The organism is Gluconobacter kanchanaburiensis NBRC 103587, assembly GCF_007988905.1.
In the GTDB taxonomy this organism is placed as follows: domain Bacteria; phylum Pseudomonadota; class Alphaproteobacteria; order Acetobacterales; family Acetobacteraceae; genus Gluconobacter; species Gluconobacter kanchanaburiensis.
Genome location: NZ_BJVA01000006.1, coordinates 137537 through 158509 on the forward strand (window position 1 = coordinate 137537; position 20973 = coordinate 158509).

General features: G+C 58.6%; 16 protein-coding genes. 4 read left to right on the forward strand and 12 right to left on the reverse strand.

Translation table 11 applies throughout. The features are described from left to right. Nucleotides 1-49: 49 nt before the first annotated feature. Nucleotides 50-1006: a glutaminase gene (locus GKA01_RS06905; RefSeq protein ID WP_146860594.1), complete on the forward strand. Its 957-nt coding sequence runs from the start codon at nucleotides 50-52 to the stop codon at nucleotides 1004-1006. A gap of 15 nt (nucleotides 1007-1021) precedes the next feature. Here GKA01_RS06905 and GKA01_RS06910 read toward each other — a convergent pair whose 3' ends face one another. Next, nucleotides 1022-2371 (reverse strand): Nramp family divalent metal transporter, encoded by a 1350-nt coding sequence (locus tag GKA01_RS06910; protein WP_146860597.1) that lies wholly within the window; start codon nucleotides 2369-2371, stop codon nucleotides 1022-1024. A 157-nt stretch (nucleotides 2372-2528) separates the two neighbouring features. Here GKA01_RS06910 and mntR point away from each other — a divergent pair, with 157 nt between their 5' ends. After that, nucleotides 2529-3020 (forward strand): manganese-binding transcriptional regulator MntR, encoded by a 492-nt coding sequence (gene mntR, locus GKA01_RS06915; protein WP_146860600.1) that lies wholly within the window; start codon nucleotides 2529-2531, stop codon nucleotides 3018-3020. Between the two features lie 10 nt (nucleotides 3021-3030). Here the strand turns inward: mntR and GKA01_RS06920 are convergent, their stop codons facing one another. From GKA01_RS06920 to metH, 6 genes are all read right to left on the reverse strand, one after another. Next, nucleotides 3031-3849 (reverse strand): DeoR/GlpR family DNA-binding transcription regulator, encoded by an 819-nt coding sequence (locus GKA01_RS06920; RefSeq protein ID WP_146860604.1) that lies wholly within the window; start codon nucleotides 3847-3849, stop codon nucleotides 3031-3033. 120 nt (nucleotides 3850-3969) lie between these two features. After that, a complete protein-coding gene (gene mqo, locus GKA01_RS06925; RefSeq protein WP_146860607.1) occupies nucleotides 3970-5469 on the reverse strand; it encodes a malate dehydrogenase (quinone) in 1500 nt (499 codons plus the stop codon). Nucleotides 5470-5525: 56 nt separating this feature from the next. Next, nucleotides 5526-6944 (reverse strand): FAD-binding oxidoreductase, encoded by a 1419-nt coding sequence (locus GKA01_RS06930; RefSeq protein WP_146860610.1) that lies wholly within the window; start codon nucleotides 6942-6944, stop codon nucleotides 5526-5528. Nucleotides 6945-7087: 143 nt separating this feature from the next. Then, the gene (locus GKA01_RS06935; protein WP_146860613.1) at nucleotides 7088-7534 is read right to left on the reverse strand and encodes a hypothetical protein; all 447 of its coding nucleotides are present in this window, start codon (nucleotides 7532-7534) and stop codon (nucleotides 7088-7090) included. A 101-nt stretch (nucleotides 7535-7635) separates the two neighbouring features. Continuing rightward, a complete protein-coding gene (gene purU, locus GKA01_RS06940; RefSeq protein ID WP_146860616.1) occupies nucleotides 7636-8514 on the reverse strand; it encodes a formyltetrahydrofolate deformylase in 879 nt (292 codons plus the stop codon). 39 nt (nucleotides 8515-8553) lie between these two features. Next, the gene (gene metH, locus GKA01_RS06945; protein ID WP_146860619.1) at nucleotides 8554-12060 is read right to left on the reverse strand and encodes a methionine synthase; all 3507 of its coding nucleotides are present in this window, start codon (nucleotides 12058-12060) and stop codon (nucleotides 8554-8556) included. A gap of 129 nt (nucleotides 12061-12189) precedes the next feature. On the opposite strand from metH, the gene GKA01_RS06950 reads away from it, so the two are divergent. Both GKA01_RS06950 and GKA01_RS06955 read left to right on the forward strand, forming a co-directional pair. After that, nucleotides 12190-12663 (forward strand): hypothetical protein, encoded by a 474-nt coding sequence (locus GKA01_RS06950; protein ID WP_146860622.1) that lies wholly within the window; start codon nucleotides 12190-12192, stop codon nucleotides 12661-12663. Beyond that, nucleotides 12653-13282 carry a TetR family transcriptional regulator gene (locus GKA01_RS06955; RefSeq protein WP_146860624.1) on the forward strand — a complete coding sequence of 210 codons (630 nt, stop codon included), beginning with the start codon at nucleotides 12653-12655 and terminating at the stop codon, nucleotides 13280-13282. Before GKA01_RS06950 ends, GKA01_RS06955 begins: the two co-directional genes overlap by 11 nt. Before the next feature lie 3 nt (nucleotides 13283-13285). Here the strand turns inward: GKA01_RS06955 and GKA01_RS06960 are convergent, their stop codons facing one another. The 5 genes from GKA01_RS06960 to mdtN all read right to left on the reverse strand — a co-directional run bounded on the left by GKA01_RS06960 (nucleotide 13286) and on the right by mdtN (nucleotide 20973). Then, a complete protein-coding gene (locus GKA01_RS06960) occupies nucleotides 13286-15541 on the reverse strand; it encodes a TonB-dependent receptor (RefSeq protein ID WP_146860626.1) in 2256 nt (751 codons plus the stop codon). Nucleotides 15542-15692: 151 nt separating this feature from the next. Further along, complete coding sequence (locus tag GKA01_RS06965) at nucleotides 15693-16247, reverse strand: 5' nucleotidase, NT5C type (RefSeq protein ID WP_146860628.1); 555 nt, start codon at nucleotides 16245-16247, stop codon at nucleotides 15693-15695. Between the two features lie 190 nt (nucleotides 16248-16437). Further along, nucleotides 16438-18072 carry a TolC family protein gene (locus tag GKA01_RS06970; protein ID WP_228119692.1) on the reverse strand — a complete coding sequence of 545 codons (1635 nt, stop codon included), beginning with the start codon at nucleotides 18070-18072 and terminating at the stop codon, nucleotides 16438-16440. Further along, nucleotides 18069-19943, reverse strand: a complete 1875-nt coding sequence (locus GKA01_RS06975) for an FUSC family protein (RefSeq protein ID WP_146860630.1) — start codon at nucleotides 19941-19943, stop codon at nucleotides 18069-18071. The genes GKA01_RS06970 and GKA01_RS06975 overlap by 4 nt, the downstream gene beginning before the upstream one ends. After that, nucleotides 19924-20973: a multidrug transporter subunit MdtN gene (gene mdtN / locus GKA01_RS06980; RefSeq protein WP_146860633.1), complete on the reverse strand. Its 1050-nt coding sequence runs from the start codon at nucleotides 20971-20973 to the stop codon at nucleotides 19924-19926. The genes GKA01_RS06975 and mdtN overlap by 20 nt, the downstream gene beginning before the upstream one ends.

Consider the following 20973-nt stretch of genomic DNA (forward strand, 5'->3'; position numbering starts at 1 on the left):
TGAAACTGTTGTTCTTTCAATCACATCGCGCTTCGCCTTCCGGGGGCATATGACCACTCTCGCGTCCATTATCAGCTCCATTGCGGAGGAAATGCGGACCGCTTCCGAACGCGGTGCAGTCGCCAATTATATTCCGCCGCTTGCGAGGGTGGATCTTGATCGTTTTGGCATGGCTGTTGTGGGAATGGACGGTGAAACACATACGGTCGGAGATGCAGAGGTTCCGTTCTCGGTACAGAGCGTCTCCAAGGTCTTCAGTCTCAGTATGGCGCTCAACACGATGGGTGACGAACTCTGGGGGCGTGTCCGTCAGGAGCCGTCGGGAAGTGCCTTCAATTCCATCGTCCAGCTCGAAAACGAACACGGGATTCCGCGCAATCCTTTTATCAATGCGGGGGCAATCGTCGTCGCGGACATTCTTGTCTCTCGTTACGGTCGCGACAGGGCACAGAGTCGTCTGCTGGACTTTCTGCGGCCGTTGGTCAGTGAGCCCGGTTCGGTAGATATTGATACGGATGTCGCCCGGCAGGAGCGGGAGACCGGCTATCGCAACATGGCGCTGGCGAATTACATGCGGACGTTCGGCAATATCCGGAATGTCGTTGAGGACACGCTGGATTTCTATTTCCATCAGTGTGCCCTGACCATGAGCTGCCATCAGCTTGCGCAGGTCGGAACCTATCTCATGACAGGGGGGCTAAATCCTCTGACAGGCGAGCGCGTCATGTCCGAGCGCAATGCCCAGACGATCCTCGCCCTGATGATGATGTGCGGACATTACGACGGGTCGGGCGCCTTCGCGATCCGTGTCGGATTGCCGGGCAAATCCGGGGTTGGGGGGGGGATTCTGGCGGTTGCGCCGGGTGTCTCCTCCATCGCGGTCTGGTCGCCTGGCCTGAATGCGCAGGGGAATTCGCTTCTGGGAACGCGTGCGCTGGAACGGCTCGTCCAGCATACGGGATGGTCGGTCTTTCGGGCCAGTCCATGGATCGTCAATCCGTCCTGATCCGCTGCTGAACGGTTAGCCTGCGAGCGTATCGTAGAGCAGTTTGAAGTTCAGCAGCAGGATCAGGGCCGCTACGCCCCACGACAGGAGGCGAATGGGCATGGAAATCGTGAATTCCCCCATTTTCTTTCTGTCCGAGACGAACATGACCAGCGGAATGACTGCAAAAGGCAGTTGCAGCGACAGGATGACCTGACTGGCCATCAGAAGATCGCCCACGCCCCGGTTGCCGTAGATCAAGGTCACAATCGCCACGGGGATGATGGCCAGTCCTCGCGTCAGCAGGCGCCGGACCCAGTGTGGCAGGCGGAGATGGAGAAAGCCCTCCATGATGATCTGCCCGGCGAGCGTCCCGGTGATCGTCGAATTCGTACCTGCTGCCAGAAGGGCAAGCGCGAAAAGCGTGGAGGCCATCCCCAGCCCGAGAATGGGCGACAGAAGCCTGTAGGCATCCTGAATTTCCGCAACATCCTGATGACCGGACAGGTGAAACGCCGCCGCAGCGACGATCAGGATGGCAGCGTTGATGAACAGTGCGAGCGTCAGGGCAATTGTGCTGTCCCAGGTCGTCCAGCGGATCGCGTCGCGACGTCCTTCAGGAGAGCGTTCATAGGCGCGGGTCTGCACGATGGACGAGTGCAGATAGAGGTTATGTGGCATGACCGTTGCGCCGATGATGCCAATTGCGATGTAGAGCATACCGGGCGTTGTTACGATCCGGGGATCGGGCAGCAGGCCTGCGAGAACGCTGTGCAGGGGAGGGGCTGCGGCGAAAAGCTGGATTCCGAAACAGACCGCGATAATACCGAGAAGCCCTATGACGAAGGCTTCCAGATAGCGAAAGCCGCGATTCATCAACAGCAGGACGATGAGAGCATCCAGAATGGAAAGGAGGGCGCCCCCCAGAAGGGGCAAGCCGAACAGGAGCTGGAGTGCCACCGCCGTCCCGATCACCTCGGCCAGATCACAGGCAATGATGGCCAGTTCGCAGGCCAGCCAGAGCACGATGTTCACCCGGGGCGAAAAATGGTCGCGGCAGGCCTGTGCCAGATCGCAGCCCGTAGCAATTCCCAGCCGCGCGGAAAGGGCCTGTAGCAGAATGGCCATCAGGTTTGACAGCATGATGACGCAGAGCAGGGTATAGCCGTATCGAGCACCTCCCTGAAGGTCGGTCGCCCAGTTTCCCGGATCCATATATCCAACCGAAACCATAAAACCTGGCCCGACAAACGCTAGAAATCGTCTTATCCAGGAAGCCTCTGCTCCGGGAACATGAATGCTGGAAAAGGCATCAGGCAGGCTCTGCCGGATTTCAGAAGAAATTCGGGCGGCGGAACGCGGCGTTCTGGAGGGCATGTCTGGCATAGGGTCTGTATTCAATCGCATCCCGATTTTATATTCAATATGCTATATTTATAAGTAATGCGACATGCCGCCAGAGAGGTCTATGGACTGGTCAGAATGGTAGGAATGTTTTATTCGGCCCCGAATAATGTTTTCCATAAAAGGCTACGGAACAGGGATGGAACGGAAAAGACGTCAGAAAGACGCAGCGCTCAAGGAAACACTGCCTGACGTTGAAACCCATTCAGAGGGCTTTCGTGCCAATCGTGCCGCCCGGCGGAATGTGCTGGTCGAAGACTATGTGGAACTGATTTCGGATCTCCTGTCCGAAGGTCAGGAGGCCCGCCAGGTTGATATCGCTGGTCGGCTGGGCGTTTCGCAGCCTACAGTGGCGAAAATGCTCGCCAGACTTGCGACGGAAGGTTACGTCACGCAGAGACCCTATCGGGGTGTCTTTCTAACGCCCGCAGGACAGGAAATGGCCGACAGGGCCCGTCACCGTCATCGGATCGTGGAGGCTTTTCTGCTGGCGCTGGGCGTCAGCGAGGAAAATGCCCGGGTCGATGCCGAGGGAGTGGAACACTATGTCGGGGCGGAAACCCTGGCCCGTTTTGAAGAGGCGATTCAGGGAGGGCTGCGTCAGTTCATGCAGAAGCTCGCAAAAATCTGACCTTCTGAAATCAGGTGCAGATTTCGAGGTTTACGCCATCCTGGGTCAGGGATTTGCTGAGTGAAGGCTTGATCTGGGAGTCCGTCAGGACGCGGTCGAATTCGGAAAGCGAGCCGAGGCGGTGAAGGCCTCCTTTGCGGAATTTCGTGCTGTCCACCAGCAGGATCTTCTGGTCTGCAATATCCATCATCGCCCGCTTCACTTTCACGACGTCCTGGTCGTTCTGGAACGCGGTGGCGTTATGGATGATAGAGGTTGAGAGAAACATCATGTTGGCACGCAGGGACTGTGCGGCCTGCTCGCAGACCAGCCCGAAAAACGCATTGCGCGGTGGATTATAGTCTCCGCCAAGACAGATCAGTTTCAGATTGGGGTACGGTGACAGGGCCTGAATGACGCCGATCGCATTGGTGATGATGGTCAGGGGGGCCAGTGCGGGCAGAAGGGGAAGCATCGCGGCAACTGTCGTCGAGTCATCGAGCACCAGAACCTGTTCAGGCTGGATCAGCGAGATTGCACGCTGAATGATCGCATCCTTGAGATCCGTTGCACGGGAGCGGCGGAAATTGACTGTTTTCTGGGTTGTGATCTTGTTGCGCAACACGATGCTGCCGTGAAGCTTGTCGATCAGGCCCTGCTGGACAAGTGCATGGGCATCGCGGTGTATGGTCATACGGCTGACGTCGAAGCGCTCTGCAAGGCCCTCGATCGTGGCGCTGCCCGCTTCAAGGAGAACATCAAGGATCTGCTTCTGCCGGGCCGTATTATCGCGCCGTCTGGAAGCCTGCAGCGAGGCAGTCGCAGTCACGGAGCCCGAACCATCAGTCATGTCTCAAATCATTCCCTGAACATGCTTACAGGCAGACGCTGTAATATCACATTTATCATAACAGACAGAAAACGCTGTGTAACGCCTGATATGCGGAACCCTGTCCAAAAAAAGTGATAATCAGGGTGTCGGAGTAATTTTCAGAACACGGGCGGTTTCATCGCGCAACATCCGGCAGGTCTCCGCATCCCGGGTGAGGTCTATCCCCCAGGACGGAAAGATCTGCTTCAACCGGGCCAGCCATTGCATGTCGGTGAACCGTTCAGAGAAGACGCTCTGGACGATTTTTAGAGCGATGGACGCTGCAATCGAGGCGCCCGGTGATGCGCCCAGAACCGCGATGATGGAGCGGTCAGCGCTTTCAACGATTTCTGTCCCGAAACGCAGGGTTCCGTGAAGTCCTTTTTCCGGCCGGATGATCTGGACGCGTTGTCCGGCGACGACTTTGCTCCAGTCCGATGATCTGGCTGTCGGATAGACCTCGCAAAGGGCGTCGAAGCGGGCCTCGCCGGACTGAAGCACCTGTCGGACGAGATAATCCACAAGGACCAGATTGTCTTTTCCCGCTGTCAGCGCGGGAACGATGTTCTTTGGTGTGAGGGAGCGAAAGTAGTCGGTCCAGGAGCCGTTGCGGAGAAATTTCGTTGAAAAACCGGCATAGGGACCAAACAGGAGGCATGATTTTCCATCAATCACGCGGGTGTCCAGATGAGGGACAGACATGGGCGGCGAGCCGAGGGGCGCCTTGCCATAAACCTTGGCATGGTGCTGCTGCGTAATGTCGGGATTGTCGCAGCGGAGCCAGAGGCCGCTGACCGGAAAGCCAGCGTGATGAGCCACTTCAGGAATGCCGGCTTTCTGAAGCAGGGGCAGGGCATTTCCACCTGCGCCCACGAAAACCGTTCTGCTCAGAACCGTCACCGTCTCTCCGGTCTGCGTGTTCGTGGCAGTGATGCGCCAGCGACCGTCCTCCGTCCGCGTCAGGTCCGTAACGCGGTGAGTGTAGCGGATCGAAACATCAGCGGCCGTTTTCAGGGAAGAGGTCAGGAGATGGGTGAGGGCCCCGAAATTGACATCCGTGCCTTCCCGGATACGCGTAGCGGCGACAGGCTGGCTCGTGTCACGTCCTGCCATGACGAGGGGAGCCCATTGCGCGATAACGTCGGGATTGTCCGTATATTCCATGTTGGCAAAGCAGTGATGGGCGACCATGGCGTCGTATCGGGCCTTGAGAAAGGCCACGTCTTCAGCTCCCCAGACCAGACTGATATGAGGGCAGGGCTGTACGAACGAGCCTGGGTCCGCGATCCGTCCATCCCGGATCCAGTGCGACCAGAGCTGCCGGGAGAGGTCAAACTCCGTATTGACCGCAAGAGCTTTGGAAATATCGACGGTGCCATCCGCACGCTGGGGGGTATAGTTCAGTTCGCAGTTGCCAGCATGGCCTGTCCCGGCATTGTTCCAGGGATAGGAGCTTTCTTGTCCACAATCTGCCAGTGTTTCGAATATTATCATCGACAGGGACGGATCAAGGTCCCGCAGCAACGCCGCCAGCGTGGTGCTCATAATTCCTGCGCCGATCAGAACGATATCGGGGCAGAGACTGGAAACTGACGGCATGAGGCTGAAATCCGGACAGAGCTGGAAAGAAAACGCGCGAGAAGATCCCTGAAAGCTCAGCCCTTGTAAACCGGGCCCGTCGGGACGAGTTTGCCGGGATTGAGGATATGGTGTGGGTCCATCGTGTTTTTCAGGGCGCGCATTACGCTGAGACTTCCTGCGCCATGTTCGGTTTCCAGAAATTCCAGCTTCCCCATGCCGACGCCGTGTTCTCCGCTGCACGATCCGTTCAGCGATAGAGCGCGGGCCACGATTTTCCGGTCCAGGTCGAGGGCGAGCTGATGTCCTTCCGCGGTGTCGTCCGTGATGATGAGTGTGTGGAAATTACCATCTCCCACATGGCCCAGAAGCGGTGCGCGCAGGCCAGAAGCCTCGATATCGTGATGGACACCTTCGATCAGCTCTCCCAGGCGGGAAATCGGGACGATACAGTCCGTGGAGATGACGCGTGCTCCCGGAACAATGGCTTTGGCCGCCCAGTAGGCATCATGCCTCGCCTTCCACAGACGGGTGCGGTCTTCGGGGCTTTCGGCCCAGGCAAAACCGAGTCCATTATTGCCAGACGCGATAGCCTCGGTCGTCTCGACCTGCTCGCGTACGGCGGCCGGGGAGCCTGTGAACTCAAAAAACAGAGTGGTCAGAGGCTGATATTCTTTTAGCCCCGAATACTGAATGGACGCCGCCATCTGCACACTGTCCATCAGTTCCACGCGGGTGATGGGGATGCCGCACTGGATGATTTCCATGGCGGTCTGGGTGGCGTCATGCAGATTCTCGAACTGGCAGATCGCGGCCGAAACACTGTCCGGACGCCCGTGTAGGCGGAGTTGGACTTCTGTGATGATTCCGAGCGTGCCTTCCGAACCGATGAACAGGGACGTCAGGTCATAGCCGGTGGAAGATTTCCGGACCCGGCCGCCCGTGCGGATGACTTCGCCGGTTGCAAGAACGACCGTCAGGCCCAGCACATTTTCCTTCATTGTGCCGTAACGCACGGCGGCAGTGCCGGAAGCGCGAGTGGCGCACATGCCGCCGATCGTGGCTTCTCCGCCGGGATCGACCGGAAAAAATAGCCCGGTATCGCGGATTTCCACGTTCAGGGTCTGCCGCGTGATCCCCGCCTGAACCCGGCAGTCCAGATCCTCGGCATTCAGTTCCACGATCGCGGTCATGCGCGACAGATCGAGGCTGATGGACTCTTCGGGTGGGACGACATGGCCTTCCACCGAGGTACCGGCCCCGAATGCCACAACCGGAACGTGCCATTCATGACAGTGTCGCAGAACGGTTGCGACATCCTGCGTGCTTTCGGCAAAAACAACCGCTTCCGGCAGTCGGGAGGCATTCATGGCCTCGCCGTGGCTGTGTTCTTCACGAACGGAGGGCGCCGTGCTGATCTGCTCGCCCATGATAGGCTGGAGGGCCTTGAGAACGGCCTGAAGGCGGTCCGGAGCAGAGATGGAAGAGACGGTCATGACAGGATCCGGCATGAAGAAAGGAGGCTCTTCATAGTCCGGATCATGATTTCGCGAAATATCTTCGTATCGTTATAGGGTTATAAAACGGAATAATCTGTCGAAAAATCAATGTGCGATGCAATATCAGATATTGCGCGCGATTATCTCAGGAAAATATTGCTGGCCCGGCTGACGAAGATATAGGTCCGGTAATCATCCTTGTTGTTCACGATGATGCCCTGTTCCAGATCTGCGCCTACTTTCATGGCTGATCCGATCACGAGGATCTTGCGGTTCAGCACCATCTTGCGGAAATCGCCCCCGAAACGGATATCGGCGTTATAGGCCACGCCAGACGTGATCTGCACGGCGACATTGGCGCGGTCGAGATAGGTGTCTTCGGAATTGAGGAAGACCATCTTGTTGAAGACGTTTACGCTTTTCACGGTCATGACGAACGTGCCGGGCACGACGGTGCGGTTCGTGGTCTCGCGCAGGGTGTCGGCGGGGGTCAGCCTTTTCTCAAGGATCAGGTCGCCGGAACACGCAGTCTGGGCGATTAGCGACGTGAACAGAGCAAATGAAAGAAGCGTTTTCCGGAGAGTCATCTGAATATTACTGCCGACTATGAACATGCCGGGTCGAGCCTAGGAGAGAATATTCCAGGTGTCGTGCGAAATATTCATGTCCTGTCGACGAAAAGCAGGGCTCAGGGCGTGAAGACGACTGTTCTGTTGCCGTTGATGATGGTCCGGCGCTCGATGTGGTAGCGGACCGCGCGGGCCAGAACACGACGTTCGATATCGCGTCCTTTGCGGATCAGGTCCTCGGGCGTATCGGCATGCGAAATGCGTTCCACATCCTGTTCGATGATCGGGCCTTCATCCAGATCCCGCGTGACGTAATGAGCCGTAGCACCGATGAGCTTCACGCCACGCGCAAAAGCCTGATGATAGGGGCGCGCGCCCTTGAAGCCGGGGAGGAAGGAATGGTGGATATTGATGCACCGCCCTGACAGGCTGGCGGCCATGTCATTGGACAGGACCTGCATGTAACGCGCGAGGATGACCAGTTCGGCTCCGCTCGCGGCAAAGAGCTCCAGAATATGGGCTTCCTGCTCAGGTTTCGTGTCTTTCGTGACGGGGAGGTGGTGGAACGGAATGCCGTAGAAATCCAGATCCGCGAAAACCTCGCGCGGATGGTTCGATACGATTCCGACCGGTTCAATCGGCAGTTCCCCAATACGCCAACGATACAGCAGATCGACCAGGCAGTGATCAAAACGCGAGACCATCAGCAGGACCTTTGGCTTTACACTCCGGTCATGCAGCGCCCAGTCCATGCTGAACGCCTCACCCAGAACAGTCAGCGCGTCGTGAAGCTGTGGTATGCTGGTCCGGCCGTCAGTGATCTCGAAGACGATCCGCATGAAAAAGATCGTGCTATCCCGATCATCAAACTGCTGGGCTTCGGTGATGTTGGCGTTCAATTCCGCAAGCCTGCCGCTGATTGCCGCCACGATGCCGGGTCGGTTGGGGCAGGAAAGCGTCAGGACATAGGTGGTCTGCGAAACTGATGGGGCCGTCATGGAGTGTCTTTTCTCGTCTTTATTGAAAGCCTGCCGTTCTCAGACGGTGAAGTATTTCGCCCGCGGGTTCAGCATCACAAGCGCGGATGTCGACTGTTCAGGATGAAGCTGATAGCCGTCCGAAAGCGACACACCGATACGTTCGGCATCAAGCATTTTCAGGATCGGTTCCTGATCCTCAAGCCGGGGGCAGGCGGGGTAGCCGAAGGAATAGCGCGAGCCGCGATAGGACTGCGACAGTAGCTTCTCCATGTCGCGATCGTCTTCGCTGGCAAAACCCAGTTCGGCGCGGATGCGCTTGTGGGTGTATTCCGCCATGGCTTCCGCCATTTCGACCGACAGGCCATGCAGGTACAGGTAGTCCTGATAGCGGTTTTCCTCGAACCAAACCCGTGCCAGATCGGACGCTTTCTGCCCAACCGTCACGACCTGAAGCCCGACCACATCGCGGACGTCATCGCTGATATCGCGGACGAAATCGGCGATACACTCGCCGTCATCCTTGGGCTGGCGCGGCATGGTGAAACGTGCGGCTTCCGTCATGCCGTCCTCTTCAAACAGCACAAGGTCGTTCCCGTCGCCCGCCGCTTTCCAGTAGCCGTAAATCGCCTGCGGCCGAATGATGTCCTGCTCCGCACTTAGCGCCAACATGCGTTTCAGGACGGGACGGAGTTCGGTCTTGGCGTATTCCATGAATTCGTCGAGCGAACGGCCCTGTTTTCGGAAGCCCCACTGAAATTGGTACAGCGACCGTTCATTGAGAAACGGCAGAACCGCATTCGGCGTCGCTTCGAGCACGCGTGCGCCCCAGAAGGGCGGCGTAATGGCCGGCTCGGAACCCGAAACCCGCTCACGCCGGGCCTTTGCGGCCTCACGATCCACCTCGCCAAAGCCGCGTGTTTCCGCGATTTCTGGCGCGCGTTCGGTCTTGCGGCTTGCCTGACTGGCGCGGCGCGTCTGGATCGCGCCGAGATAGGAGTCGAGGTCGTTGTTGGCGATTTTGTCCATCAGGCCCAGACCGTCAAACGCATCGCGCGCATAGGCCACACGCCCCGGCTCGCCGGCGCCATAGGAGCGGGCGCATTCTTCCTCGACGTAATTCCGCGTCAGGGCCGCGCCACCCAGAATGACCGGAAGGTCAAAGCCCTGACGGTGCATTTCCTCGAGGTTCTCGCGCATGATGACTGTGGACTTCACCAGAAGCCCGGACATGCCCAGCGCATCGGCTTTATGTTCCTTTACCGCCGCCAGCATGTCCGCGAGAGGCACCTTGATGCCCAGATTGATGACCTGATAGCCGTTATTGGTCAGGATGATGTCCACGAGATTTTTGCCGATGTCATGCACGTCACCCTTGACGGTGGCGAGCACCATCGTGCCGCGATGCTGGCCTTCCACGCGCTCCATGTGGGGCTCAAGCCAGGCAACGGCGGTCTTCATCGTCTCGGCGGATTGCAGCACGAACGGGAGTTGCATCTTGCCCGAACCGAACAGTTCCCCCACGACCTTCATGCCATCGAGCAGGACATTGTTGATGATGTCGAGCGCCGGCATTTCCGCCATCGCGTCTTCGAGATCCTGTTCGATGCCCTTGCGGTCACCGTCCACGATCCGGTCTTTCAGACGTTCCGCAGGGGTTTCGGCGCGACGCTTCTTGACGGCATCGGCTGCTTTGCGCCCAGCGAACAGCTCCAGCAGCTTCTGGAGCGGATCGTAATCCTCGGTCCGGCGGTCGAAGATCAGGTCTTCCGCGACCTTGACCTCTTCAGCTGCGATCAGATGCAACGGACGGATCTTGGAGACGTGCACGATCGCGCCCGTCATGCCCGCCTTGACGGCATGGTCGAGAAACACCGAATTCAGCACCGCACGCGCGGCCGGATTCAGGCCAAAGGAAATGTTCGACAGGCCGAGAATGATCTGGATGTCGGGGAATTTGTCGCGGATCAGCTTGATGCCTTCAAGCGTCCACTGCCCGAGCTTGCGGTCATCTTCCACGCCTGTCGCGATGGTGAAGGTCAGCGGGTCGATCATCAGGTCAGACTGCGGCAGCCCGTACTGGGTGCAGGCGAAATCGACCAGACGCTCGGCAATGCGCAGCTTGTCCTGCGGCTCTTTCGCCATGCCGACTTCATCAATCGTGAGTGCAATCATCGCCGCGCCGAACTTGCGGGCCAGCTTCATGCGGGCATGCGCCTGTTCTTCACCGTCTTCAAAATTGATCGAGTTGATGATCGGCTTGCCGCCATGCAGCTTGAGCGCGGCCTCAATGACGGGGGTTTCGGTGGAATCAATCACCAGCGGCGCGTTCACGGACGACGTGAAGCGCGTGACGACCTCGTTCATTTCACGGACTTCGTCCCGCCCGACGAAGGCCGTGCAGATATCGAGCGCGTTGGAGCCCTCGGCGGCCTGTTCGCGCCCGATGGCGACGCAGCCGTCCCAGTCATTGGCTTCCTGAAGCTCGCGCCATTTCTTGGAGCCGTTCGCGTTGCAGCGTTCGCCGATGGAGAAGTAGCTGTTCTCCTGACGCAGCGGCGTCTGGGTATAAAGGCTGGAGACCGACGGCATCCAGACCGTACTGCGCTTGACCGGGGCAGGGCGCAGTTTCGTGCCACCAAGGCGACGGAGCATCCCGTCCAGCGCCTGAATATGCGGTGTGGAGGTGCCACAGCAGCCGCCAATCAGGTTCAGCCCGTCCTCCTTGACGAAGCGCTCCATCCAGACGGCCATTTCTTCGGGGCTGAGCGGATAGACGGTCTTGCCGTCCACAAGCTCGGGCAGGCCGGCATTGGGCTGCATGGAAATGAGGCCAGGCCAGTTTTCTGACAGCCAGCGGACATGCTCGCCCATTTCCTGCGGGCCGGTCGCGCAGTTCAGGCCGAGTGAGGGGACGTCCAGCGCCTGAACGGTCGTGGCAGCAGCGGCGATATCGGGGCCGACCAGTAGCGTGCCCGTGGTCTCGACCGTGACCTGCACGAAGATCGGTGCATCCGAACCCAGTTCGATCCGCGCAATCTTGGCGGCGTTCACGGCTGCCTTGATCTGAAGTGTGTCCTGACACGTTTCGATCAGGAACCCGTCAACGCCGCCATCAATCAGGCCGCGGCACTGTTCGACCAGACCTGCTTCCAGATCGTCATAGGAAATGTTGCCCAGCGTCGGCAGTTTCGTGCCCGGACCGATGGAGCCCAGGACATAGCGGTGGCGGCCATCCGAAAACGTCTCAGCGGCTTCGCGGGCCAGTGTCGCAGCAGTACGGTTGATTTCGCGTGTACGGTCCTGCAGCCCGAACTCCGCCAGCGTGACGATGGAGCCACCGAACGTGTTCGTCTCCACCATGTCCGCGCCGGCTTCGAAATAGCCGCGATGGATTTCGCGGACGAGTTCGGGGCGCGAAAGGTTCAGGATTTCCGTACAGTTTTCCTGTCCCCAGTAATCACGCTCGACTTCCAGATCCAGCATCTGCACACGCGATCCCATGCCGCCGTCACACAGCAGGACCTGATCGGCGAGGGCGTCAAGCAGATGGGGACGTGAGGACATGGGCAGAACGCTCTGTAGTTGTGGATGGGGGAATGGATATCGGAGCCGGGATCGGGCTTGCGCTTCTATACACGGTCAGGGACAGGAGGGTGTAGCAAAACGGCTCTCCTCCGGCAAAGAGGCAGCACCATGAAAATGCTGCCCGCGCTGCGCAGGGCTGCTACAGAAGATCGTATGACGTCTTCCGGCAATGCACTGATCCCGCTGACCCTCCTCTCCGATCCGGCGGAGTGGTCCAGAGAGCGCAGACGCGACGCCCTGCTCATCGGTGATCCGGGGGTGGATGGCGGGTGGGGGGATGTTGTCGATAGTCCGGCAGTCTCGCCTTTCATGAACCGGCATGTGGCTGGATGTCTTTGCTGTACGCGTGACCCTGTGGCTATGGTTCTGGCGCAGGTGTTTCAGGATCGTGTGGTTGGCAGGCGCCCGTTTTTCCGCGAAGTCGCAGTTTTGACCGGGGTCGGAGATCTTGTGGCGGTCTGGCAACAGCTTGAAAATGACGTTCTGGTGCGCGCCCGTTACAGGCTTGTGCCCGGAAGGGTTTTTCAGATCGGGTCTATGCTCCTTGGGGACTTCGGGATAACTGGACGGCATGACGACTGACGCAGAACAGGATGGGCCGCTCCGGCAGCGCAAGAAGGACCGTACCCACGCCGCACTGGTGCGGGAGGCCATGCGCCTGTTCTCCACCCGGGGATATGAAGAGACGTCCGTCGACGAGATTGCCGAGGCCGCGCAGATTTCCCGACGTACACTGTTTCGGTACTTTCCCGGCAAAGCCGATATCATTCTCGCATGGACCAATGGGGTTACGACGATCCTGACGGATGCCATCCGTGAGGTGCCCCAGAACGTTCCGTTACAGGAGGCTGTTCTAGCCGGGCTGGTGCCGGTCGTGGCGTGCTATTCGTCCGACAGGATGGATGCTTATGGCGTTGTCAGACTGGTGGAAGAAACGCCTGCCCTGCGGGACATGGCCCTTCGGCGATATTCAGAATGGGAAGAGACGCTGGCAACTGCGTTGATTGCCCGGTTGCCCGCGACTGAAATGCCGTCTCTCGCGGCCCGGCTTCTGGCCCGGACGGCGATCGCGACGTTCCGGACCGCGCTGGACGAATGGAGGAAAACGGAGGGGAAATCCGATCTGGAAGCCATCCTGCGTCGGACGTTCACGCTTCAGCCGCTGCTGTGGCAGGATGATTTCCCCTTGAGTTCGGGCTAAACCTCAGAGGTCCAGCTCGATGCTGAAGTGATAGGTGCGCGGCAGACCGGCGACCGCCGAGTTCGTGGCTGTACTCACACCATTGATGCTCGACGGATAGACGGACGCCCAGTAGCTCTGGTTCGTAACGTTGTTGACCCCGAAACGGAAGACCAGCGGCTGTCCGTAGGCATGGGTCGCATAACGCGCACCCAGGTCCAGCGTGACATAGGACGGCGCGAAGGTCGTGTTGTACACATTGGCGGCGCGGCGGCCCATGTAATGAACGTTCGCGTTGACGGCAGCGCCTTTCAGGAAGGGCAGGCGATAATCCAGCAGCGCGTTCGCCATCAGCGGCGGGACGCCCACGACCTGCTTGTTGGCGGTCTTGGCGGAGTTCGTGTCCAGAAGCTGGGCGTCCAGCCAGGTCATGCCGCCGAGGAATGTCAGGTTCTCGGTGATGTTGCCCGAAGCCTGGAACTCGACGCCATAATTCCTCTGGTTGCCGAAATTGCCATAGACATTCGTCGCAGGGTCCACGAAGCCGAACGGGCGCGACATGCGGAAACCCGCGATGTTCACCTGGATGCGTTTGGCGACGAGGATCTTGTAACCGACTTCGTATTCTTCCGAGCGCAGCGGCGCCGTGACTTCATTGACATTGGCCGACCCCGCAGGTGCCGTCGTTCCTGCCTGAAGCGAGCGCCCCCAGGTGAAATACAGCGTCTGATTGTCCGTCGGCTTGTACATCAGGCTCGTCATCGGACTGAACGCGGCAGAGCGGTTATAGCTGGACGTCTTGGTTCCCGTCTTGGCGTAGTTGTTCGTGCTCAGCCAGCTCCAGGCGAGGGATCCCATGATCGACCAGTGTTTGCCGAGCGAGATGGTGTCGCCTGCCAGCAGTGACTGGTTCATCGTATCGGCGGATTTGTAGCGGCCGGAATAATACGGTTGGACGCTCGCGAAGCTCTTCGGATGGCCGATCGTGGCTTCTCCCAGCGTCAGGGTGCCGGTCGAGGATGTGGGGTTGTAGTTCCCCATGACATACCCGTTCGTACCGAGTTCGATCTGGTGACGCAGCGGACCGGTGCGGAACTTGCCGTTCAGGTAGGCCATGTTGCTGCCGGCCACGAAGTCATTGGCTGTCAAAGCCGCCGAAATCGTCTGGCGGTACAGTCCCGCGGAATTGAGAAGCTGGTTCGATGTACTGAACACGTTCCGGGCCGCGTTCTGCCACAATCCGCCGAGCTTCAGGCTCCAGTTGTCGTTGAAGGTATGGATGATCTTGGCCATGGCCGTGTCGGTTTCCATGTTATAGCCCGCCTGTGGCTGGCCATAACCCTTCTGGCTCAGATCCGGTGCCTGGGGAAGCTGGATCGCGGTGCTGTACGCGAAACCGCCCGGATAGCCACGTTCGGCATAGGTGTACTGGCTGGCGTCGATCTGGATGACGGTCTTGGGCGAGAGATGGATGTCGAAATCGCCGCTGACGAGATCACGCCGCAGATGCGAGCCTTCGACATAACCTTCGCCGTTCTGGTTCAGCAGGTTCAGGCGATATCCGAACCAGCCGTTCTTTCCCACCCGACCTGAGACATCTGCGCTCTCCAGTGGGGAGCCGATGGAATCCGTTCCCACGACGAAGCGCTCGGTCATCCGGTCCGTCGGGCGCTTGAGCGTGAAGTCGAATGTTCCCGCCGGATTCTGGGGGCCGTAAAGGGCGCCTGCCAGACCGTTGAGAACCTGAAGGCTGTCGAACTGTTCGGCAGCGTAAGGCGTGGTGATGACCATATTCAGCCCGTCCATGCGGGTATTGGCAATTACATCGCCTTCAAAGCCGCGGGACTGCGGACGGCTGGTATTCGGATCGCCGCGCATTTCGAGCTGCGCTGAGGGAACATAAGCCACCAGGTCGTTGATATTACGGGTCTGCTGGTTGACCAGGACGTCGTGAGGAACCGCCATGATGGACATTGGCGTATCAAGGATCGAACGCGTTCCGAGCGGGCCGAGAGCCACGTTTTTCGTCCGGTAATCAGCAGCGGTTCCGGAGCCGTTGCGTCGGTGGACGACGATGGTTTCCGGTTTCGGGGTGATGGTCGCTGCTTTTTCGGCGGCCCGTGTCGGGGAGGTGGGCGAGGAAACGGATGAAGGGCGGGAAGGAGTGTGACCTGGAGTTGCGTCCGCACGCGAAGATGGTTGCGTTTCCGCTGCAAATGCTGGCAGACTGCTCAGAACAGAACCGGAGAGAAGGCAAAGCAGCAGGCGTGCAGATTTCATGAACGGTCGATCCTGATCGGTCTATATCGTAAAGCTGGTGCATCCTTTCCGGATTTTGGCACTTGGTGTCAAAATGATTCTCCCGATTTCGTGCAATCTCTGCATGAGTTTGCTCGCCCCTGTTTCCTGAAAGACACAGAGGTAGCGTTTTTCATCGCTTCCCATCGATCTCGTCCACAATTGTCAGGGCATCCTGCCAGGTCCCGGCGCGCGGGTTCCAGATATCCGACATATTGTGAGGGGCCGTAAACAGAATGCCCTGTCCCTGAAACCGTCTGAAATGGCGAAGATTGTCGTCGATCATCACATCTGCGGCGAGAATGCTTTTGTCTCCGCAGAAAACGATATTAAGCGGGGAAATGCAGGGGAAGTGCTCCCGCAGCCATGCAAATTTCGGGGCGCATGAAGCAGGATATTCCATGGCAGCGGTCGTGATGAAGACTTCACATGTTTCGCACAGTGCTGAAATAGCCTCCTGAGCACCTGGCATGACGGAGAGTGTCGCAAAGAAATCACCCTGATGGAGCATGGTTTCCATGGCGGCGAATTCGTCAGGCGTCACGAGATCCCTGAAATGACGTCCCTGAAGCTCGGTATCGCTCCAGTCATAACCAAAGGTTTCGCGGAACCATGTTCTTTGCGCCGAACACGCATCGGCAATGACTTCATCCATGTCGATAGCAAGACGCAGGCGGGGTTTGGACATGATCTTCTCCGGGGAATATTAATGAAAATATCTGAATAATTACTTGAATTAAAATCTATAGAGATTTAATATATTATTTATAAAGTAGAAAATTAAATTAAACTATTACTGTTATTTATTTTTGAGAATTTAATTTCTGGCTCTTGTCTGCGGAGTGACCTGCTCGGAATACCTTCTGGTATTTCGAGCATCAGTCGCGGCTGATTGATCCAGTTCCAAAAGCGAGGCCCGCTGCTGCAATAAGGGCCGCATAATAGGCGTCGGAATGGCTGAGAGTTGCGTCCAGATATCCGTTTTGAGCGATACTGGTCTGGGTCAGTGATCCGACACCACTGCGATAAGCTGTGGTGGAAGCGTCGAAACTGGTTTTTGCTGCGGTTTCAAGTCGTCCCGAAGCGGCATAGGCGCTCAGGCTTGTCCGCAGGGCATTCTCTGCCGCGACGATCTGTTTGACGGAGCTGTCTACGGTCTGCCGAAGGGTCGCATCCGCGCTATCCGACTGGTCCTGCGCCTGCTTCAGTAAGGCCGCGCGGGTTCCGCCGTCGAAGATCGGGACAGTGATGCCGCCGAGGATCAGGCTACTGAAGGAGTTGCTGGACAGGTTCAGCGTTGGCGGCGCTTCACTTCCGACACCCGGGATGGAAGAGAGAGCCAGTCGACCGGTCGTGTAAGCGACGTTGCCTGTCATGAAAACCTTGGGCAGGAATTCACTTCGTGCGGCCTGCACTCTGCTTCTTGCGGCCTTGGCACTGGCATAGGCCGCAAGAACGTCGGGCCTGCGGGAAACGGCCTGCTGGACGAACGCATCCGTCAGACGCATATCGTCCACAGCGAGTGGTCGGCCGGAAATATCAAGCGTTTCAAGTTTCGACGCTGGGGAAATCCCGATGGCGTTGAGCAGGTCGAGGCGGGTATTTTCTTCGTCGCCTTCGGCCTGAACCAGTCGCAGTTCCGTTTGTGCTGTGGCCTGTCGCGCCTGTGTGACATCCACGATCGTGCCCTGACCCTGACGCAGTCTGGCTTCAGCGGAGGTTTGTACGAACTTCGCATTGTCCCTTGCAAGACGCAGAAGCCGCACGCGGCCTGCGGCGGCTTCATGCGTATAATAGGCAGTCGTTACGCCATAGATGATTTTCTGATGGGCTGCGGTAAAGAGGATATTACTGGCGATCTGGGCCTGTTTCGTGGCCTCAATGACGGCTTCGCGTTTTCCGAAATCGAACAGAAGCCATTCCATGCCCAGTGTCTGGACTTCGCCTGCGCCTGAAGTGTTGTTGCGAATACCGCCCAGTGCGTTTTCGAGACCGCTCAGTCCTGAGTTGATTACGCTGCCCGCCGTGCCGGCATTGGTGAGAGTGGGGTTTGCTCCGTCATTGCGGCTGTGGTTGTAGCCGCCTATGACTGTCGCGGTCAGGCGTGGCAGATAGGTGCTGCGGGCGATCCCGACCGCGAGCGCAGCGTCCCGCGCCATGTTCCAGGCGCGTCGCGTTTCTGGATTTGCGGACTGCGCGATGTCGATCAGTTCCGCCAGCGAGTAGGCGTGTCCTGTCTGGACCTGAAGTTCCGGTGCGGGTGCTCGTGTGTGGATCCGCGTATTGGAAGGAAGCGTATAGCCTGAGGGCAGATTGAGAGCGTGCGGATCATGTCGGCCAGGAAGGATCTCGCCGTTGGCGGCGATATTGGGCTGCCATGGCCGGTTCGGCGCTGCGGGTGCGCTGTCCAGAGCCTGTGTCGCGCAGGATGCGAGCAGACAGGGCACGAGAAGGGAGCTGAAGCGCAATACAGTGCGGAATGCGAACGCATGAGAGGCGGTCGGGCAGGTCATGAAGCAATCCGTTCCAGTCGTGCTGCGCGCTCGGGAAAATCTGCGCGTCCAGGCGTGGCGAGCAGCTCCTCCGATAGGATCGCGGCGTCGTCAATCGCGCTGCGGGCAGTCTCAATTTGGCGCCGGTCAGCGCGCATATGGACAGGCTCGGACATGGCATATTCCAATGTGCGTTCGCTTTCGAGCAGGGCGGACTGGGTCTCGGCGAGAGCCTTCGTCCGGGTCTGGGGCGTTGTAGCCCGTGTCTGTCGTATCAGGCAGTCTTTCAGTCCGCGCAGTCTGTCACCGAGCCCGTCATAGGCGCTGGCAGGCCAGAAGCTTGTGAACATGGCATAGGTGATGAAATTGCCGAGCATGATCCCGACGATCCGGTCCCGCGCGGTTGCCATATCGCTGGTCGGGCCGTAGCCCTTGAGGTCTGTTAGGTAGAATGCGAGCCCGATCTGAAATCCTGCATAGGCAATGCGCTCGTCGCCGGTTTTGACCCAGGCCCCGATCAGGGAGACTACAAATACCAGTGCCAGAAAGCCGGTAATGCCATCCAGGTGTGGCATAACGAAAATGATGGAGGCGATCCCGAACGCACCGCCGATCAGGGCGCCTGAAATGCGGAGCGTCAGTTTGGAGACCATTTCCCCCATTGTTGGAAGTGCGACGATGAAGCAGGTAATGATGCAGGTGTGAATTCCCTGCCAGTCGAGCGCCTTGAATGTCAGGTAGCTCAGCATCACGGCTGCCGTTCCCTTGACGGCAAAGCGGACGTGGTCGGGATTGCTGAACGCGTCTTCATCGAAAAAGCCGGACTTTTTCTTTTCTGAGTCCGTTTCGCTGCTTTCGACGGGGGGCGTTGTAAAATTCGGAAGCAGATTCGCCATCTCTCGGATGGTATCGGAGCTCATACTGAGGGCCGGACGCTCAATGTCGGCTGGATAGTCGCCGTCGGCAAATATGGCCGCCATTTTTTCAAAAACCTGCGTCAGGCAGGCCGCATCGCCTTGCGGTATTGCGCTTCGGCTTGCTGCATCGGCGAGGGCGAGGATGCTGACGCTGCTAATGGCAGCCTGTTTCAGGCAGGCCAGATCATGAGGAGACCAGATTTTTTCCAGTCCCGCCATCTTGACCGATTTCATCATGCCGGTTGTGCCTTCGCGCAGCATGTCCGTAGCCTGTTCGCGCAGACGTCCGTCGGGGTTGTTCAGCAGGCGATACGCCATGCGAAGTCTGGCAGCGATATCGTTGGTCAGCACTCTGCGCGGAGAGGGGCAGATCAGCAAACCGAGCACGACCATGACCGTCCCGGGCACGGCGAGAAACAGATCCGTATAAAGCAGGGCGCGCGTTACGACTTCGCCGACCGGAACGTCGTCGATTGCGATCAGCCCATAGATGGTGCTCAGGCCGATCATATAGGCGACGGGTTTGAGCTTGCTGGCTGAGCCGAGGAAGAAAAATGCGAAGGACAAAAGGGCGGTGACGATCACCAAGCCCATGGGGTGATCGAGCGTCAGGTGGATCAGGCCATAGATGATCGTCAGAAGGATCAGGATTACGATATTTACGCCAACACCGACCAGGGCGTTGCTGACACGGTCCTTCTGCCACAGGGCCATGGTCACGAGCGCCGGGACGGCCAGTTCCGGAACCTGCCAGATTTCACCAACCAGAACTGTTGTGGTGCATCCTGCTGCCATCCGGATGGCATAACCGAGACGCCCGGGAGCCGGATCGCTGACAAGGCGCCAGACGCGGCGAAGGCTCAGGCCGGGCGATAATCCTGGTCGTGTCTGATCAGGACATCTCTGGTCCGCACTTATCCGATCGGACCTCGTTGTGGCAGGTGTATCGGCCGCGTCAGGGACAGGCCGCGCCATGCCGGATCTCGATCGTTGCGGTAGCTCCAAGGCGAAGCAGGAGCGGATTGGTTTTTTCCAGTTGGATGCGGACCGGGAAACGCTGGGCCACATGCACCCAGTCCATCTGACGGGGCACAATCGGCAGCGAACGTGCGATCCCGGCCGAATCGGCGGAGAGGACGCCCCAGCCGATGCTTTGGACATGCCCACGGATCGGAGTGCGACGGTCGATCATGGAGTAGACTGTTACGCAGTCTCCGATCCGCACGGCGCTCAGATTGATTTCCCGGATATTGGCAGTGGCATACCATTCGTCATCTGCAATCAGAGTGAACAGGACCTGCGAGGGTGCCAGAACTTCGCCGGCTTTGACGCGCAAACTGGTGACGTATCCGTCAGCCGGGGCTTTGACCGTCGTCTGACGAAGTTCGTAGCGTGCAAGATCCAAAACCGTCTGAGCGGCATCGCGCGCGGCAAGGGAGCTTTTCAGATCCCCGATAGCTGTGGTTGCCGCAGCGGACTGGTTGCGGGATTGGGCCAACGAGACCTCGGCATCGTGCAGGGCGACGCGGGCCTGATCGTATTGCTGCCACGGGATGTAAGATTTTCCGGCCAGAGGCTGAAGCCGCTGCACGGTACGGGCCGCGAGGTCGCGGTTGGTGCGGGCCCGGACGACCTGTTCATCCGCACTGGCGGCATTGGAGGTTTTGACGCCCAGAAGACGGGTCTGGTTTTCAACTTCCGCGCTGGCGAGGTCCAGATTGGCCTGTGCCTGACGGACGGTCAGTTCATAGGGTTCGGAGTCCAGCCGGTACAGGATGTCGCCCTTGTGGACATGCTGGTTGACCGAAACGTTCAGCTCTTTCAGTCGACCACCGACGGTCGACGCCACATGCACCATTTCCGCATCGATGCTTCCACTATCGGAAGACGGATGGGCGCTGTCCTCATGGGAGACGTGAACGCCGAAGATGGCGGCAGTCCCAACACAGAGAAAGGCGATGATAATACCGACGGTTTTTTTGCCTGAGACGGGAATGCGCTTCAC